The sequence below is a fragment of the Nocardia sp. NPDC058499 genome (assembly GCF_042719915.1).
GTDB lineage: Bacteria > Actinomycetota > Actinomycetes > Mycobacteriales > Mycobacteriaceae > Nocardia.
In genome coordinates this window covers 87645-104662 of record NZ_JBHXMZ010000010.1, presented here as the reverse complement: position 1 = coordinate 104662, position 17018 = coordinate 87645, and the positions used below count along the sequence as shown (strand labels likewise).

Genomic DNA, 17018 nt, shown 5'->3' with positions numbered 1-17018 from the left:
CGGTGGTGCACCGGCTCACTCGGATCTGCGTCCGCCGCCGGGCCGAACCGGAACGGTGCCAGGTCCGGCCGCACTGCTTCGGACCACGCGAGGTGTGGCCCCACGGCACCGGTTCGGAGAAGTTCGCGAACCATCGGCCTACAGCATGTCGCCCGAACGACGAACAATCGTCCGGGTGCGCCGGCCCACTCATGTGCGAACGTACCGGGCGGAGACCGAGTCGGGTGCGTTCTGGCCCCGAGGAAGCATGGTGCGCGTTGCGGCCTCTGATCCGCTTCGCCCATCCCGCGCTGCGGGAGCAGCCGGGTCCGTCCGGGAGCTTCGGCCGGCTAACCACGCTCGTCGGCGTAGAACCGGCCGTCTTGCGCCGCGCCTGCTGCGGCATCGGCTGCGTCGGCCCACGCGACCCAGCGGCCGGCGCCGCGGGCGGGTTCGGCGTAGCCGTCGGCCGTTCGCACGATTCGTGCTCCGGGACGTTCCAGCCAGCGCGCGATCACCCCGACCTCCTCCGGTGGGGCGCCCCGGAGCGGTGGGGGGTGAGGGCCGGCATCGGCCAGGGGTAATTGCGCGGGGCCTGCCGACCCACCGGTGGGGCGTACGGTCTGAGCGGCGGCCACGATCTGTTCGACCACCGGCATCGGTGGGGTTCCGCGGCGGGCGGTTCCGGCGCCGGCGAGGCGGCCGTAGCGGGTCACCGCGAGTTCCCAGCCGCCGGCGCCGTCGGGGTGGGCGGTGATCAGTTCCGGTAGCCGGGCCAGCGCGGCCAGGCGCTGGGTGCGATGCAGGGCGCGGATCACGGCGGCCACGCGGTCGCGCAGGCGGGCGGCGGATTCGTACTGTTCGGAGGTCGCGTATTTCTCGATCCGGGCCAGCATGTGGCGGACCACGGCGTCATCGGTGCCGGCGAAGAGTGCTCGCGCGGCGGCGGGCGCCGGGGCGTAGTCGGTAGCGGTGCGCGGCACCTCGGCCGCCGCGGGGCAGCCACCGACCGTTTCCGGCGTGCAGGCGTGCAGCGCGCTGCGCGAAAGCTTGGCGGTGCAGGTGCGCAGCCCGCAGTATTCGGCGAGGGTGGCGGCGATATCCGCGGCTGCGGCGCGCGCATGGAACGGGCCGACCGCCGGGCCGGCCGGGTCGCGGACCACGGTCAGCCGGGGGAAGGCCTCCGCGCTGAGTGCGACCCACCAGGCCCGTTTCGGGAATTTGGATCGGCGGTTGTAGGGCGGCGCGTGCGCGGCCAGCAACCGCAGTTCGCGGACTCCGGCCTCCAGGCCGTGGGCGCACACGACATGATCGACCCGGGTGGCCAGCCCGACCATCTCCTTGATCCGGCCGCGCGTTTCCGAACCGGTGAAGTAGCTGCGGACCCGGCGCCGCAGATTCACCGCGGTCCCGATATAGAGGACTTCGTCCGACGGTCCGCGGAACAGGTAGACACCGGGCGCGGCAGGCAGGTCGATGGCGAGGGCGCGTTTGGCGCGTTGGCCGGCGGTCACATCGGGCAGGTAGTCGATCAGTTCGGGGAGGCTGTGCACTCCTTGATTGCCGACCCGGCCGATGAGCGCGTGCAGCACATCCACGGTGGCGCGGGCATCGTCGAGCGCCCGGTGGGTGGGGGTCGTGCTCGCTCCGAGCAGCTGTGCCAGGTAGCCGAGCCGTACCGAGGGTGCCTCGTCGCGGCCGAGTACCCGGCGGGCGAGGCGGACCGTGCACACCACTTGCGGCCGCGGCCACGGTGTTTCGCAGCGGGCCGCCGCGGCCTTCAGGAAGCCGATATCGAACCGGGCGTTGTGGGCGACGAGCACCGCTCCGGCCGCGAACTCCAGGAAACCGGGCAGGACCGCTTCGATGGTGGGCGCCGCCCGCACCATCGCCGTGGTGATACCGGTGATCTGGACGACCGCGGGCGGGATGGACCGCCCCGGATCCACCAGTGTGGCGAATTCACCGAGGATCTCGCCGCCGCGCACCTTTACGGCGCCGATCTCGGTGATGGCGTCTTCGGCCGGGCTGGTGCCGGTGGTTTCCAGGTCGACGACCACGAAGGTGGTGTCGTAGAGCGGAGTGTCGAGCTGATCGAACGCCAGCTGCCGGGCATGCAGCGGCATCGGTTCGGACACGGCGAGCAGAGTACTGAGAGGGTCCGACAGGTTCGGCGATACCGGACCGTGACGGTCGCTGCGACGGACACCGGAACCTGTCCCTGTTCCCCGGATGGCGCCCGTTGACCACATATATGTGCGTCAGCTCACAGTCGATGTTTATTTGCTATCCAATTGCCCGTTCACACGAAAAATGGTCGGGCGGCCCAAAACCAGTTCCACCGTACCGGGCAAATATTCGGCCACGTCCCCATCAGGCCGATGTCACCTATACGCCATCCGCCCGCTCGAATCGGGGAATCAGCACGATATTCGGTATCGAATCCGATGTAACGCGGCCGATCGATACACCGCGAGTCAGCCGGACGTAACCGTGACGCAACCCAACCCGAGGATGTGATCCAACTCGCACAATTTGCCACCGGAAAGCTGCGCGACCCACGCTTATCGCCGCCTCAGGCTTTACAAATCACCGTGATCTGTTCGTAATCTTTTCGAGACCTCGCGGAGTTCGGCGCACCAACCCGGTACCGCCGGCGGGGAGATCGGAAGGACCGCATCATGGCGTTCAACACCGTCAAGCGACAGGCGCGGCGCGCTGCCGTAACCGGAGCCGTCGGCGCTGCCACCCTGGGCGCGTTCCTGCTGCCCGCCGCCCCGGCGGCCGCCCAGCCGGTGACCATCCACGGCGTGGGAACCTTCGAGGTGCCCAACGAGATCCCGATCCCCGCGGGCATCCCCGGCGTCGAGGCCCCCAATTCTCCCGCCGGCCCGCCGCCTTTCGTGACCCCCACCAAGACCGCCGGTGATCTGGCCCTCGACGCGGCGCTGTCGAAGGTCGGCGCACCGTACGTCTACGGCGCCGCCGGCCCGGACGCCTTCGACTGCTCCGGCCTGGTGCAGTGGTCGTATAGACAGGCGGGAATGGAGCTACCTCGCACGAGCGGCGCCCAGCTGTCCGCCGGCTCCCCCATTTCACTCAACGACCTCCGCCCCGGCGATGTGGTCTCGTTCTACGGCGGCGGCCACTCGGGCCTGTACGCCGGCGACGGCAATGTGGTCCACGCGTCCACCTCCGGTACCCCGGTTCAGCTGGCGCCCGTCTCGTCGATGCCGTTCGCCGGGGCGCGCCGCTACTGAGCCGGCCGCGGCCCCGCGGGGGTCCACGTGACGCGGTACTTTCATCCGACGACGTGACCGTTCCGTGTCGTACTGGACACCCCGCGGGCCCGTTCCGTAATCTAATCGAGACCTTCACCGGTTCATTGCACAGCGTCACAGGGAGAGCGGGGCACGGCAGGCCGTGGCAACACATCATCGGAGTCACCGCAAGCCCGCGCTATCTCGCCGGCCCGCCCGCACCGTCCTGGCGGCGGGGCTCCTGGCGGCGGCGCTCTACGGTGGTGGCCCCGCCGGCGCCGACCCGGTCCCGGCCCCCGCGCCGGCCTCGGCCACCGAAGCGGTCCAGCAGATGATCGATCTGTCCCGGCAGGCCGAACAGCTCAATCAGCAAGCACTCACCGCGCAGGCCGATCTCGACGCGAAACTCGCCATCCAGCGCGATGCCGATGCCAAGGTCGGCGCGGCCACCGCGGCCGTAGACGCGGCCCGCAACGAGGTCGCCAAATACCGCCCGATGATCGATCGCACCGCCATCGCCGCCTACCAGGGCACGCGCACCAACCGGTTGTTCTCCGTTCTGGTCAGCGATTCACCCCAGCAGCTCCTGGACCAGATGTCGACGCTGGACGTGGTCACCACCCAAACTGCGGACCAGCTCAAACAGTACAAACGCGCCACCGACGCGGCCACGGCCGCGCAATCGGCCGCCCGGGCCGCTGCCGATACCGCGCGCGCCGCCGCCGATCAGGCCAATGCCGTCCGCGACGATGTGGGTCGTAAACAGACCGATCTGCAGAACGCGGTCGCCAAGGTCATCGAGGTCTGGGGCTCGCTGTCCACCGCGGACCGGACCGCGCTCGCCGGTTCCCCGTTCCCGCCCGGTTTCGACCGCGACAGCCTGCTGGCCGATCTCGTCCCCGGCAACGGGACGAGCGCGCTGGCCGCCGGGCTCACCCGCGTCGGCGATCCCTACGTCTGGGGCGCCACCGGCCCCGACCAGTTCGACTGCTCGGGCCTGGTGCAGTGGGCGTTCGCGCAGGTCGGTAAGGAGGTACCGCGCACGAGTTCGGCGCAAGCCGCCTACGGTACCCCCGTGGACCGCGCGGATCTGCAGCCCGGCGATGTCGTGTTCTTCTACGACGATATCTCCCACGTGGGTATCTACGCCGGTAACGGCCTCATGCTGCACGCCTCCACCTTCGGGGTCCCGGTGGCCGTCGCGCCGATGGATTCCACGCCCTATCATTCGGCGCGCCGCTACTGAGCCCCGGCGCGGCGCCGGGCAGCGTTCGCCAATAGTGTGAGTCCTATGGCTCGAACTCTGCTGGTTACCAATGATTTCCCGCCGCGGCCGGGAGGTATCCAGTCCTATCTGCAGGCGATGACCGGTCAGCTGCCGCCCGACGATCTGGTCGTCTACGCACCCCGCTGGCGCGGTGACAGCCATACCCGTTTCGACGCGCAGCAGCCGTTCCAGGTGGTCCGCCACCCCACCTCCCTCATGCTGCCGACCCCCGCCGTCGCGCGCCGCGCGCGTAAACTGCTGCGCTCCGAAGGCTGCGAAACGGTCTGGTTCGGTGCCGCCGCCCCCCTGGCGCTGCTGTCCCCGCTGCTGCGCCGGGCCGGTGCGGAACGGATCGTCGCCAGCACCCACGGCCACGAGGTGGGCTGGTCGATGTTGCCGGCGGCGCGACAGGCGCTACGGGTCATCGGCGAGAACACCGATATCGTCACCTATGTCAGCAAGTACACCCGGCGCCGCTTCGCGGCCGCCTTCGGACCGGACGCCGCGCTCGAACATCTGCCGCCGGGCGTGGATACCGAGAAGTTCCGCCCCGACCCCGCCGCCCGCGCCGAACTGCGCCAGCGCTACAACCTCGGCGACCGGCCCACGATTCTGTGCCTGTCCCGGCTCGTACCGCGCAAGGGGCAGGATGTCCTGCTGATCGCGATGCGCTGGATCCGGGAACGGATCCCCGGCGCGGTCCTGGTGATCGCCGGTAGCGGCCCGTACGAAGACCGGCTGCGCGGGCTCGCCGACGCACTCGGCCTCGGCGACGATGTTGTTTTCACCGGCCGGGTCCCCGCCGCCGAACTCGCCGCCCACCACACCATCGCCGATGTTTTCGCCATGCCCACCCGCACCCGCGGCGCCGGCCTGGACGTCGAAGGTCTCGGCATCGTCTACCTCGAGGCCTCCGCCAGCGGAGTCCCCGTCGTCGCCGGAATGTCGGGTGGTGCACCGGAAACCGTGCTGGACGGCGAAACCGGCCGCGTCGTCGACGGCCGCCGCGCCGACCAGGTCGCCGAAGCGATCGGCGATATCCTCGCCGACCGCGACGCGGCCGCCACCATGGGCGCCGCAGGCCGCGCCTTCGTCGATCAGCATTGGCGCTGGGACACCCTCGGCACCCGCCTTCGCGGGTTCCTGTAGGACCTCGGGCTTCGTCCCCTGCCCGGCCCGACTTCCCAGAGAGAACAACCACCATGGGGCCGGCTCCAGCGAGACCCTGAAAGGTCTCGCCCACGAACAACACCAACCCGACCAGCGGCACCGCTGAGTCCCGCAAGCCCTCAACTACCCCGCCTACACCGACCCCGACGCGCCCAGCGGCACCCGAATCCCGCAAAATCCTCGACGGCCCCGCCTACACCGGGCAGGCTTGCGAGCCGACGAGCACGCACCGCGGACCGAGTCGATGACCGCGACACCATCTCACCGGTGACGGCTCGGCCACGCCGCCGGCGCCCCAACGCACCCAGCGGCGGAGCCGAGTCCAGCGAGGCCCTGAAAGTTTCCGGTCCCCACCCGAACGCAACCAGCGGTGGTGCCGAGTCTTACGAGGCCCTCAAAGGTTTTGGCCCGTCCCTGCTGTCAGCGCTCGAGGCAATGCGGCGCAGCCGCGAGCCTCGAGCGCTGACAGCAGGGACCAAGGGGGGCCAAAACCCCCGGCGCCGCAGGCGCCGCATGTTTCAGCATCTACTACGCTCAGCCGGGTGAGCAGTATCCAGGTCGCCGACCAGACATTTCTCGCCGCGCCGGGCGCCGCGGTGGCCGCCGCGTTGTCCGCTCCGGGCAAGTGGCGGCGCTGGTGGCCCGATCTCGAACTCGATGTCCGGGAGGATCGGGGCGACAAGGGTATTCGCTGGTCGGTGCAGGGGGCGTTGACCGGCACCATGGAGGTTTGGCTGGAGCCCTCGCTGGACGGGGTGATCCTGCATTACTTCCTGCACGCCGAACCACAGCGGCAGCTGCCGCCGCGTAAGCTCGCCGCCGCCAACCGGGAGCGGCGGGTCGCGGGCAAGGTGATGTCGTTCGAACTCAAGGATCGGCTCGAGGGCGATCGGCCGGCCGGGGTTGCACCCGGGAACTGACGAATTCCATACCGCACCGCCGAAAGGAACCACTGAGAACCTATGGCCGACCGGACCCAGAGATCGATCGTCATCGCGGCGCCCGCCCCGCAGGTGATGTCCGTTATCGCCGATCTGGCGTCCTACCCGGAATGGGTATCGGCGGCCAAATCGGTGGAGGTGCTCGAAACCGGACCCGGCGGTCGCGCGCGCACCGCCCGTTTCGTGCTGGACGCCGGTGTCGTCAAGGACACCTACGTGCTGTCCTATACCTGGCGTCCCGATGATCTGGCGGTGAGCTGGACGCTGGTGAGCGGTGAATTGCAGAAGGCACAGGACGGCCGTTACGAACTCGTCGAGCAGCCGGACGGCGGCACCGAGGTGCGCTACGAACTGACCGTGGATCTGACCATTCCGATGATCGGTATGTTCAAACGCAAGGCGGAGAAGGTGATCACCGATACCGCGCTCAAGGAACTGAAGAAACGGGTCGAAGGCTGACCGGGCCGCGCAGCTCCGGAGCGCAGGCCCGCCCCGACGGTGCGCCGGGCTCCACCCGGCGCGCGCGGACGCGGGTCGAATTGTTCGTCGGCAAGGGCGGTGTCGGTAAGACGACGCTGGCCTGCGCGCAGGCCATGGGTTATGCGCGGGAGGGGCAGCGGGTTCTGGTGGCCTCGTTGGACCAGGCGCATTCCCTCGGGGACGCATTGGGTTTCCGGTTCGCGCACGATCCCGGTGCGGTGCCGGGAATCATCCGGGTCGTTCCCGGTCTGGATGTGATCGAACTGGATTCGCTGGCATTGCTGGAGGACCGTTTCCGAGAGGTCGCCGATGTACTGGCGGCGGATCCCGGCCACGACCACGGGCTCGATCTGGGCGCGCTGGATCCGGCGGAGCTCACCGGGCTACCCGGTGTCCAGGAGCTGCTGATGCTGGTGGAGATCACCCAGTATGCCGCCGATGGCGACTGGGATGTGATCGTTCTGGATTGCCCGCCCACCGCCGATATGCTGCGCATCCTCACCGCGCCGGAAACTCTGCTCGGCTACCTGGACCGGATCTGGCCCTCGCATCAGCGGATGATGAGCGCGATCGGCACCGATCTGCGGCGCGCGGTTCTGGCGGCGACGATGCAGCGGATCGTCGCGGCCGTCTCCGAGGTCCGCGATCTGCTCGCCGATTCCGAGCGCACGAGTGCCCGGCTGATCACGCTGGCCGAACGGATGGCGATCGCGGAATCGGCGCGGGTGCGGTCGGCGTCGGCGTTGCTCGGGCTACGCCTGCGGGCGGTGGTGGTGAACAAGGTGCTGCCCGAGGTTCCGCCGGCGGGGCCGGAACCGCAGCATCCCGCGGTGCGCTGGTATTCGCATCGCTACGCCGAACAGTGGGATGTGATCGCCGGTCTGCGCCGGTCGATGCCGGAAATCCCGATTCTGGTGGCCGGCCATACCGGTGCGGAACCGGTGGGTATCGGGCCGCTCGCGGGACTGGCCTGTGTGGTTCCGGCGCAGGACGCCGGCGACCTCGTGTTCGCGGGCAGCTCCGGCGAACGCGTGCCTGCCGGCGGGGGCGGGCCCGGGAGCGATACCGGCCACGCCGGGGCCGTTCGGCGTGACAGCGACGCGGCGATGCGCGACGATGCGGGTTCGGCGGCGGCCGCCGAGGCCGCGGTCCCCGCCGTCCGGTTGGAATCGGGGGCGGGTTTGCATTCGGTATATGCGCTGCGTATCCAGCTACCGGTAGCGGATCCGGGCACGCTGCGCCTGGGACGAGTGGAGGACGATTTGATCGTGGGAGCCGACGGCGTGCGCCGGCGGTTGCGCCTGGCGCCGGTATTGCGCCGCTGCACCGTCAGCACCGCCGAACTGGACAACGGATACCTGGTGGTCCGTTTCCGGCCCGACCCGCAGGAGTGGCCGCGATGACCGGCACCGATTACCGGCAGCCGGAGGGGATCGCCGAGTTCGCCGAGGAACTGCGGCTGCTCGCGGAGGCCGTCCTGGAACGGGTCGAACCGGTGCTGCGTGACGCGGCCGCGGACGACAAACCGGAATGGGGCAATTGCACCTGGTGCCCGCTATGTGCGGCGGCTGCACTGGTCCGCGGGGAACAGCACGAAGTACTGGCGACCGTCGCGGCACACGGTACGGCGATCGTCACCATTCTGCGGGAAGCGCTCGCGGGGGAGCCGGTCGATCCGGTGATGCCGCATGGTCACGGTCCGGGATCCGCGGCCGCACACGGTCGTTCCGGAACCGGCCACCAGCACGCGGACGGTATGGCGACCGATTCGGGCGTGCACCCACCGGCTGCCGAATCCGCAGCCGCGGCGGACGCCCGGGACGGCCACCCGGAGGCCGGCGCCCCGGCCGAGCCGACCGCCCGCGCGGCCGCTTCCGGAAGGTCCCGGTATGTCGGTATACCCGTAACCGTCAAGCCATGAGCACTTCCGCTCCGGGCGCTCCACTGACCGTGGGTGTCGATATCGGGGGGACCAATATTCGTGCCTCGGTGGTCGACGGGACCGGCGAGGTGCTCGATACAGTGCAGTGTCCGACCCCGCATTCGGCCCCGGCACTGGAAGGCGCGCTCGGACGCGCGGTTCGCGAACTCGGCGACCGGCACGATATCGACGCGGTCGGCCTGGCCGTGGCCGGGTTCGTTTCGGCCGATCGCAGCGCGGTCCGGTTCGCCCCGCATCTGCCCTGGCGTGACGCGCCGGTGGCGAAACGCCTCACCGACCGCCTCGGCCTGCCCGTCCTGCTGGAGCACGACGCCAACGCCGCGATGTGGGCCGAATACCGGTTCGGCGCCGCGGCGGGCGGACACAATGTCGTTCTGGTGGCCATCGGCACCGGGATCGGCGCCGCGCTACTGATCGACGGCGTGCTGTATCGCGGTACCCACGGTGTCGCACCGGAACTCGGGCATCTGCAGGTCGTGCCCGGCGGCCGCGATTGTGGCTGCGGGAAACGGGGATGCTGGGAGCGGTATTGCAGCGGAACGGCATTGGCCGAATCCGCGATCGAACTGGTGGCCACCGATCCCACGCCCTCGCTGCTGGCGAAAGAGGTGATCGCCGACCCCGGCGCGCTCACCGGCCGGCGGGTGGCCGGCGCCGCCCAGGACGGCGACCCGCTGGCCCTGCGGGTGATGGCCGATTTCGCCCGCTGGCTCGGCCTGGGCCTGGCATTTGTCGGCGATATCTTCGACCCGGACCTGGTCGTCGTCGCCGGCGGAGTGAGCAGTTCGGCGCCACTGTTTCTCGACGAAGCCCGCGAGGAATATGCGGCCTCGGTAACCGGCCACGGCCACCGCCCCCTCGCTCGCATCCGCACCACCCAACTGGGCGAAGCAGCCGGAATGATCGGCGCCGCCGAACTCGCCCGCACCGCCCTGATCGCCGGCCGCTGACCCCCTCCTCCATTGCCACACCCCACCCCCTCCAAGGCCCCCCGATCCCCATGGGTGGGGCCCGCCCGGTTCTGGAGCGACGGAGCGGGGGAGCGAAGCGGAGGAGCGCAGGAGTGAAGAACCGGGCCCGTAAGGGCCCCACCCTCGAGCCGCGGAGCGGCTCCAAAATTCCAGCCCGCCCCTTCACGAGTGGTCCACCAGAGACACCGAACACGACGCCACAGACAGAGAATTAACATGACTGGGCTTGGAGGAGTTCTGTGACCGGCGGTAGAGTCGGCACCCGAGGCTCTTCACATTTCCATCCCGATTCCCGGAGTAAGGACGTCATGTTCTACTGGCTGCTCAAGTTCGTGCTGGTGGGTCCGTTCATCCATCTCTATAACCGGCCCGAGGTGGAAGGTGTGGAGAACATCCCGGCCGACGGTGCGGCCATCATGGCGGGAAATCATCTGTCCATCGCGGATTGGCTTTTCGCGCCGCTGAAGAGCCCGCGCCGGATCAGCTATCTGGCCAAAGCCGAGTACTTCCATACCCCGGGTCTCAAGGGGCGGTTCCAGAAGTTCTTCTTCAGCGCTTCCGGCCAGTATCCGATCGATCGCAGCGGGGCCGATGCGGCTCAGGATGCGCTCAACGCCGCCCGCAAGCTGCTCGACGAGGGCCGCCTTGTCGGCTTGTATCCGGAGGGCACCCGCTCCCCCGACGGCCGGCTGTACAAGGGCAAAACGGGTATGGCCCGGGTCGCGCTGACCACCGGGGTTCCGGTGATCCCCGTGGCGGTGATCGGCACCGACGAGGTGAGCCCGCCCGGACCGTTCCGGTGGCGCCGCCGCAAGGTGACCGTGAAATTCGGGAAGCCGATCGATTTCTCCCGGTACGAGGGGATGGCCGGTAACCGGTTCGTGGAGCGTGCGGTGACCGATGAGGTCATGTACGAGCTGATGCGGATGTCCGGTCAGGAATACGTCGATGTGTACGCCGCCAGCCTGAAGAAGAACGTACCTTCCGGTCCGCTCTCGCATACGCCGCGGATTCCGGAATCCGCCGCTAGCTGACCTGCCGCGTACGATGAACGGGTGACGGTTCGCGCGAAGGTTTGCGGAATCCGGTCGGCGGCCGATCTGGAGACGGCAGTGAGCGCCGGCGCGGATGCCGTCGGATTCATTTCCGGAACCACCCACTTCAGCGAGGATGCGCTGACAGCGGAGGCCGCGGCCTGGCTGTCGGAGTCCACGCCGTCGTTCGTGAACCGGGTGCTGGTCACTCATCTCGAGGACGCGCACGCCATCCTCGAACTGGCCGACCGGATCGGTGCCGACACCATCCAGGTGCACGGCCTGGTCGATACGCCCACACTGCGGGCGGTGCACGCCGCGGCGCGCGGCCGGACGATCGTTCGCGCGGTCCATGTCACCGGGGCCGATGCCGTGGCCCGTGCTCTGGACGTCGCCGCGGACTGCGATGCCGTTCTGCTCGACTCCCGCACCACCGACCGGCTCGGCGGTACCGGCCGCACCCACGATTGGGCGGTCAGCGCCCGGATCGTGCGCGAACTGGCGCTGATCGGCCGGCCGGTGATCCTCGCCGGCGGTTTGACCGCCGACAATGTGGACGAGGCGATCGAGGCGGTACGCCCGTTCGGGGTGGATGTGAACAGCGGTGTGGAGACCGAGACCGGTGATAAGGACTTCGCCGCCTGCGCCGCATTCGTCAAGACGGCGCACGAGCACGAGCCGGGCTACCCAGTTCCAGTCCCACGGCCCCGAGGACGAGGACTCCAGCCATCAGGGTCGCCACGGTGATCTCGGAGCCCACCAGGACCGCGCCGGCGAGGGTCGCCACCACGGCCTCGTTGAGCCCGATCAATCCTGTGGTGACCTCGTCGAGTTCCCGCAGCGCCAGCCAGTAGCAGGCGAAACCGGGCCCGAGCAGTAGCGCACCGAGCACCGCGAGCGCGGCCGCCTGCCCTGCCGTGGGTCCTTCGCCGAAGAGCATCGCCACACCGAGCAGTGGGGCGGCCAGTACCGCCGCGGCCAGTAGCTGCAACCCCGCCGCCGATACACCGGCCCGGCTCCGCGACTCCCGGACCACCAGCGTGATCAACCCGGCCACACAACCCGCGCTGATCAGTGCCAGTGCGCAGCCCACCAGGGCCGGCCCGAGGGCGGTATCCGCCGGCCGGTACCCGGCGACCAGCCAGATCGCCGCGCCGATCGCCACCAGTTCCGCTACCAGCACCAGGGTGATCGCCCGCCGGCCCCGGACGATCCGGACGATGATCAGCAGCACCGGCGAGGTGAGATGGAGTGCGACCACCACCGGTAGCGGTCCGATATGCAGCGCGGCGACATACGACACCAGGTTCAGCACCTCGAGCACCCCGAGCCGCAGGAACAGCCCCGGCGCGTTCCGCAGTTCCCGCCACGGATGTGCGCCGCGGGCCACCGCGAACCCCAGCAGCGCCACGGCCCCGCCGGCGGCGACAGGGGCCGCCGCGATTCCCGGGGCGCCCACGGCGGCGATACCCGCGCTCGACAGGCCCCACAGGCTCGTGGCCACGCCGAGCAGTGCCGGACCGCGCCAGGAGACCCTCACGAGAGCAGGAAGGTTACGACGGGCAGGATGACCGCGGTGTAGGCCGCGAACACCGCGGCCGCCGTCCGCCCTTTCGGTACCGAGGGCAACCGGGTCGCGATCCCGGTGTAGGTGCCGAGTGCGATGAAGAACGTGCCCCAGACGACCAGTGCGCGGCTCGCGACCACTCCGAGGTCCGGCGCGAAGAATACGGCCAGCAGGGCGATCGTGAGCCCGGCGGGCGCCGCGGCGGCCAGCGTGAGCCCGCCGGCGTAACTGTTCATCAGCACCGTGCGGCCTCGGTGCCCGACGACCTGCTGCGCGTCCCGCGGGTGTGCGCCCTGTTCCCGGCAGATCAGGTCGAAGATCACCGCCGGGTTGACCCGTTCGTTCACCACCCGCTGGACCGCGAGCATCGCCTCGAGACCCTGCACGGTCGCGAACGAGGTGATGAATCCGCCGGAGGAGGTACGGAATCCGCCACAGACGGCCGATCGCTCCTGTGTCTCCTGTAATTCCAGCAATTCCACCAGGCCACGACGCACGCCCGGATCGAAGACGGCGCGTTCGTCGGCGGTGACCACGGCGCCGACAGCGAGGTGCAGACCGAGATGACGCCAGGTGGAGGCCATCAGGCCTTCCCGGAAGGATTCTTCCTCGGCGCCCGCCGTACCGTCCCGCAGGGCGTACAGCATGCGCCGCACGGTGAGCTCGCGGACCTTCTCGACCCGTTTCCCGCCTACCGCCGCGATTTCCGGCCGGGCGAGCAGCCGCGCGACATGTGCGCACGCATAGATGGGCTGGGCGCGGGGATCGTCGTCGAGCATCATCGAGACCACCAGCGAGGTGCCTTGCAGCAGCGCCTCGGCCGCGGTTTCGTCGGTATCGGCCAGACCTGCCAGCGCGTGCAGGGCGGCCGTGGTGGCCGTGAGCGAAATGGGTCCCACAGTTTCGGACAACCGCCATCCCCGGGTACCGGTATCGCGGGCGGCGTACAGCTCCCGCAGGCACTGCTCGACCGCGGGATCGGTGGGCGGTACCCCCAGGCACCCCAGTGCCCGCAACCGCCACGACAGATCGATCGGCGACCGGAAAACCCATTCCCCGCTGTCGGTATCCACGACATCGCGGCGCACCAGCGTGCGCACTTCGTCCAGCCGCGGTATCGGCCGACGGGCCGCTGTCAGCGCCACCACGACCTCCGCGGTGTTCTGTGGATTGGGCAGCACATCGGACAGCCAACCCCAGCCGGCGCCTCCGTTACGGACGCTGGCCTGGCTGCGGTGCAGCCATTCGACCGCCCAGTCGATTCGTTGCTCGATATTCGACACGGAACCTCCATCCCACCCCATCGAGGCCGGATTCCCCAGGAGCCCAAGGCCGATGACAACCCTACCGGCACCCTCCGACACGAACAGGCGATCCGATCTACGCTGTTGATTCGACAGCCCCGGGGCGAGGAACGGATTCGCGGGCGGGGGCGAAGGGAGACGAATCGGATGTTCAAAACTCTGCTGGGCGCGCTCGGCACCAACTCCACGGAGGTGGAGACGGAACTCTTCACACCGGGCGTACAGCCGGGGCAGCCGGTACAGGGGGTGATCCGGATGCGCTGCCAGGACCGGCCGGTGCGGATCAACGGAGTCTCGGTGGAGCTGATCACGCGGGCCGAACGCGAATACGACGACCGGGAACAGCTGATCGATATGGCGTTCGCACAGCATCCCGTATTCGGCCCGTTCGAACTGCATCCCGGGCATCCGCTCGAGGGCCGGTTCGAACTGCTCGCGCCGTGGGAAACGCCGATCACCTTCTACAACGGCCGGCATTTGCACGGGACCGCGGTGGCGGTCCGCACCCGGGTCGATGTGGACGGCGGATTCGACGCCGCCGATACCGATCCCCTCGGTATCGGTGCCCTCCCGCCACAGCATGTGCTGCTCGCGGCCGTCGAGTCCTGGGGATTCGGGCTCCGGCACGCCGATGTCGAGGCGGGCCGCGTGGACCGGATCCCGCAGCGGCTGCCGTTCTTCCAGGAAATCGAATTCGGCCCCTCACCGCGCTTTCCGGGCCTGAACCAGCTCGAGGTGACCTTCCTCGCCGACCCGCAGGGCATGTATGTCGTCCTGGAAGCCGACAAACGCGCCATGATGTTCGCACCGGGCCGCGACGTACAGGACGCGATCCGAGTTGATTTCGCGACCTTCGAGCAGGTGAACTGGGTCGAGGTGATCGGGCAGCGATTGCATCTGCTGGCCCGCTGACGGATTCGCCACGCCGGTACACCGGAGTTGTCCGGGTCGGCGGTAGACGTTCACCTACCGTCGACCCGGGCGCGGGAGACTCACCTCGCACGGCCGGTCCGGGCAGCGAAATCCCCCTGGACATCGCACGAATGGCCCGGCACCGTCCGCGGTCTTCCCCCGCCCCGGTCGAGAGCGGGGTAAACCCACAGGTCACGGTCCATTCGACAGGCAGGCGGGAGCAGATCTGTGATTCGATATCGCCGCGGCCGCCGCGCTGTGGTTAGCTTTCGTGCCATGAGCACGCCGCACATCGTTTCCCCCGCCGAGTACCTGCCTCGCGACACCGCGGATGTCGTTCGCACCGTGCGGAATTCCCGGAATCACGCCAGGCCGCTCACCGTTCACGGCGGCGATCCCGCCACCGACGGCCTCACCCTGCCGGATCAACAGGCCGTGGTCTCGCTGCGTCGGATGAACGCCATCGTCGATCTCAACCTCGGCCGCCGCACCGTTCGGGTCCAGGCAGGAGCCCGGCTGTCCGATATCGACCGCCGCCTGGCCGCGCACGGACTGGGCCTACCGGTCGTCGGTGATCACCGCGATATCACCGCCGGCGGTTTCGCCTCGGTCGGCGGCGTCAGCACCGCGTCCCACCGGTACGGGTTGTTCATCGACCGGATCGTGGACCTGGAGTACGTGGATACCGACGGCCGGATCGGGACCTGCGGGCGCACCCATCACACCGAACGTTTCCATCGCATCCTCGGTGCGGGCGGCCGGGCGGGCATCATCACCGCACTCACCCTCGACGCGGTCGAGGTCGACAAGGACAACACCTGGCTGTCCGCCGATTCGCACCGCTTCCTGGATTTCGACAGTTTCCTCGACTACGCCTACAGCGAGGTCGCCACCCCCCGCGACGCCGTCCTGCAGGTAGGCCGCTGGGTGGATACGGCGCCGCTCAAGGTGACCCGCCCGGTGGGCGCCGGACAGGTGCAGCTGGGCACGGTCCGATTCGGCCAGTGGTCGAGCCTCTACCCCACCGCCCCCACCCGTTCCCTGCGCGCCCGCCGCGAGGTCGGCAGCCGGGCCCGCAAATCGCTCGGCGCCATCGCCTCGGCCAGCAGCGGTAAGGCCGGTATGCCGGTCCGCAACGCGGCGGCGGGCGCGGTGATGTTCACCCCCAAGGTGCTGACACTGCGGGATGCCGAATACCTCGCCGATACGGTGATCAGCTCGTCGGAACGCGGGCCCGCCTACCGGGTCGGGGTTTTCGCCCCCCTGTCGAACTACACGTCGGTCTTCTACCGCCTGCACGACCTGTTCAGCGGGCACCGGGAACGGACCGGCTGCTTCACCGTCATCTCCGCCATGACCTACGGGGTGCGGTCGGACTATCTGCGCGCCGAATCCTCGGCCCACAGCCTGCCTGCGGCCGACCACGGGCTGATCACTTTCACCTGCCGGCTGCGACCGCACTCCCTGCCCTCGGAGCAGCTGCGGGATATCGTGACCGGTATCGACGAGATCTGCCGGTCGGAGAACAGCATCAGGTACGAATCGGTGGATTGACGTTCTCGGGAGATTTCCGGCGGCGCGGGCCCCACCCAGGGAAGGTGAACGGTCCGGCAAGGTTTTGTCGGCCGCAGACCGGCCCGGCTCGGCGGCGGGGTACCGACAGTCCGGAGCGTCCGGCCTCCCGCAGGCGTAAGCGCCCGAACGCGAAAACCCCGCTGTCCATTCGGGCAGCGGGGTTTTTCGCTCTTGCGCCGGTTGCCGGCGCTTGAACTCAGTGCTTCTCGGGGCCGAGGTAGTACTCGAAGACCAGACCGCCGGCGGCTACCAGGATCAGGATCACACCGAGGCCGAGCAGCCAGGGCTCGAAGAAGGCGAAGCCCAGGGCGGTGACCGAGGCGGCGCCGGCGAGCAGGATCGGCCAGGGGCTACCGGGCGAGAAGAACCCGAGGTCGCCCGCGCCGTCCACGATTTCCGCGTCCTCGTAGTCCTCGGGCCGCAGGTCGAGGCGGCGGGCCACGAAACGGAAGTAGGTGCCGATGATCAGCGACAGGCCGGCGGTCAGGACGATCGCCGTGGTGCCGGCCCATTCGATACCGGTGCGCGATTGCGCGGTGAAGAAGCCGTAGATGACACCCACGATGATGAAGAACACCGTGAGCAGTTCGAACAATCGTGCTTCGATCCTCATCGG

At 69.2% G+C, this 17018-nt stretch carries 16 protein-coding genes; 12 read left to right on the top strand and 4 right to left on the bottom strand.

The genetic code is table 11. From position 1 onward, the window contains the following. Nucleotides 1–329 precede the first annotated feature (329 nt). Nucleotides 330–2105: a DEDD exonuclease domain-containing protein gene (locus ACFWPH_RS26895; RefSeq protein WP_378755084.1), complete on the bottom strand. Its 1776-nt coding sequence runs from the start codon at nucleotides 2103–2105 to the stop codon at nucleotides 330–332. 555 nt (nucleotides 2106–2660) lie between these two features. Here ACFWPH_RS26895 and ACFWPH_RS26890 point away from each other — a divergent pair. The 10 genes from ACFWPH_RS26890 (at nucleotide 2661) to ACFWPH_RS26845 (ending at nucleotide 11791) form a co-directional block, all read left to right on the top strand. After that, a complete protein-coding gene (locus ACFWPH_RS26890) occupies nucleotides 2661–3239 on the top strand; it encodes a C40 family peptidase (RefSeq protein ID WP_378754903.1) in 579 nt (192 codons plus the stop codon). A 163-nt stretch (nucleotides 3240–3402) separates the two neighbouring features. Beyond that, on the top strand, nucleotides 3403–4485 hold the full coding sequence (locus ACFWPH_RS26885; protein WP_378754902.1) for an NlpC/P60 family protein: 1083 nt from the start codon (nucleotides 3403–3405) through the stop codon (nucleotides 4483–4485). A gap of 45 nt (nucleotides 4486–4530) precedes the next feature. After that, entirely contained in the window at nucleotides 4531–5655 is a 1125-nt protein-coding gene (locus tag ACFWPH_RS26880; RefSeq protein WP_378754901.1) for a glycosyltransferase family 4 protein, read from the top strand. 563 nt (nucleotides 5656–6218) lie between these two features. Next, entirely contained in the window at nucleotides 6219–6596 is a 378-nt protein-coding gene (locus ACFWPH_RS26875; protein WP_068038953.1) for a polyketide cyclase / dehydrase and lipid transport, read from the top strand. Between the two features lie 42 nt (nucleotides 6597–6638). After that, entirely contained in the window at nucleotides 6639–7076 is a 438-nt protein-coding gene (locus ACFWPH_RS26870; protein WP_280459953.1) for an SRPBCC family protein, read from the top strand. Between the two features lie 80 nt (nucleotides 7077–7156). Next, the gene (locus ACFWPH_RS26865) at nucleotides 7157–8500 is read left to right on the top strand and encodes an ArsA family ATPase (protein WP_378754900.1); all 1344 of its coding nucleotides are present in this window, start codon (nucleotides 7157–7159) and stop codon (nucleotides 8498–8500) included. Then, nucleotides 8497–9018, top strand: a complete 522-nt coding sequence (locus ACFWPH_RS26860; RefSeq protein WP_378754899.1) for a hypothetical protein — start codon at nucleotides 8497–8499, stop codon at nucleotides 9016–9018. The genes ACFWPH_RS26865 and ACFWPH_RS26860 overlap by 4 nt, the downstream gene beginning before the upstream one ends. Beyond that, nucleotides 9015–9989, top strand: coding sequence for an ROK family protein (locus ACFWPH_RS26855; protein WP_378754897.1), 975 nt, complete (start codon nucleotides 9015–9017; stop codon nucleotides 9987–9989). The genes ACFWPH_RS26860 and ACFWPH_RS26855 overlap by 4 nt, the downstream gene beginning before the upstream one ends. Before the next feature lie 329 nt (nucleotides 9990–10318). Then, on the top strand, nucleotides 10319–11044 hold the full coding sequence (locus ACFWPH_RS26850) for a lysophospholipid acyltransferase family protein (RefSeq protein ID WP_378755083.1): 726 nt from the start codon (nucleotides 10319–10321) through the stop codon (nucleotides 11042–11044). 21 nt (nucleotides 11045–11065) lie between these two features. After that, nucleotides 11066–11791, top strand: a complete 726-nt coding sequence (locus ACFWPH_RS26845) for a phosphoribosylanthranilate isomerase (protein ID WP_378754896.1) — start codon at nucleotides 11066–11068, stop codon at nucleotides 11789–11791. Here ACFWPH_RS26845 and ACFWPH_RS26840 read toward each other — a convergent pair. Both ACFWPH_RS26840 and ACFWPH_RS26835 read right to left on the bottom strand, forming a co-directional pair. Continuing rightward, nucleotides 11700–12584, bottom strand: a complete 885-nt coding sequence (locus ACFWPH_RS26840) for an EamA family transporter (RefSeq protein WP_378754895.1) — start codon at nucleotides 12582–12584, stop codon at nucleotides 11700–11702. The two genes, ACFWPH_RS26845 and ACFWPH_RS26840, sit on opposite strands and share 92 nt — an antisense overlap. Continuing rightward, on the bottom strand, nucleotides 12581–13894 hold the full coding sequence (locus tag ACFWPH_RS26835) for a hypothetical protein (protein WP_378754894.1): 1314 nt from the start codon (nucleotides 13892–13894) through the stop codon (nucleotides 12581–12583). Before ACFWPH_RS26835 ends, ACFWPH_RS26840 begins: the two co-directional genes overlap by 4 nt. A gap of 168 nt (nucleotides 13895–14062) precedes the next feature. On the opposite strand from ACFWPH_RS26835, the gene ACFWPH_RS26830 reads away from it, so the two are divergent. Next, nucleotides 14063–14827 carry a sporulation protein gene (locus tag ACFWPH_RS26830; protein ID WP_378754892.1) on the top strand — a complete coding sequence of 255 codons (765 nt, stop codon included), beginning with the start codon at nucleotides 14063–14065 and terminating at the stop codon, nucleotides 14825–14827. A 276-nt stretch (nucleotides 14828–15103) separates the two neighbouring features. After that, a complete protein-coding gene (locus ACFWPH_RS26825) occupies nucleotides 15104–16381 on the top strand; it encodes an FAD-binding oxidoreductase (protein WP_378754891.1) in 1278 nt (425 codons plus the stop codon). Nucleotides 16382–16598: 217 nt separating this feature from the next. Here ACFWPH_RS26825 and ACFWPH_RS26820 read toward each other — a convergent pair whose 3' ends face one another. Further along, nucleotides 16599–17015, bottom strand: coding sequence for a cytochrome c oxidase subunit 4 (locus tag ACFWPH_RS26820; RefSeq protein WP_378754890.1), 417 nt, complete (start codon nucleotides 17013–17015; stop codon nucleotides 16599–16601). Nucleotides 17016–17018 lie beyond the last annotated feature (3 nt).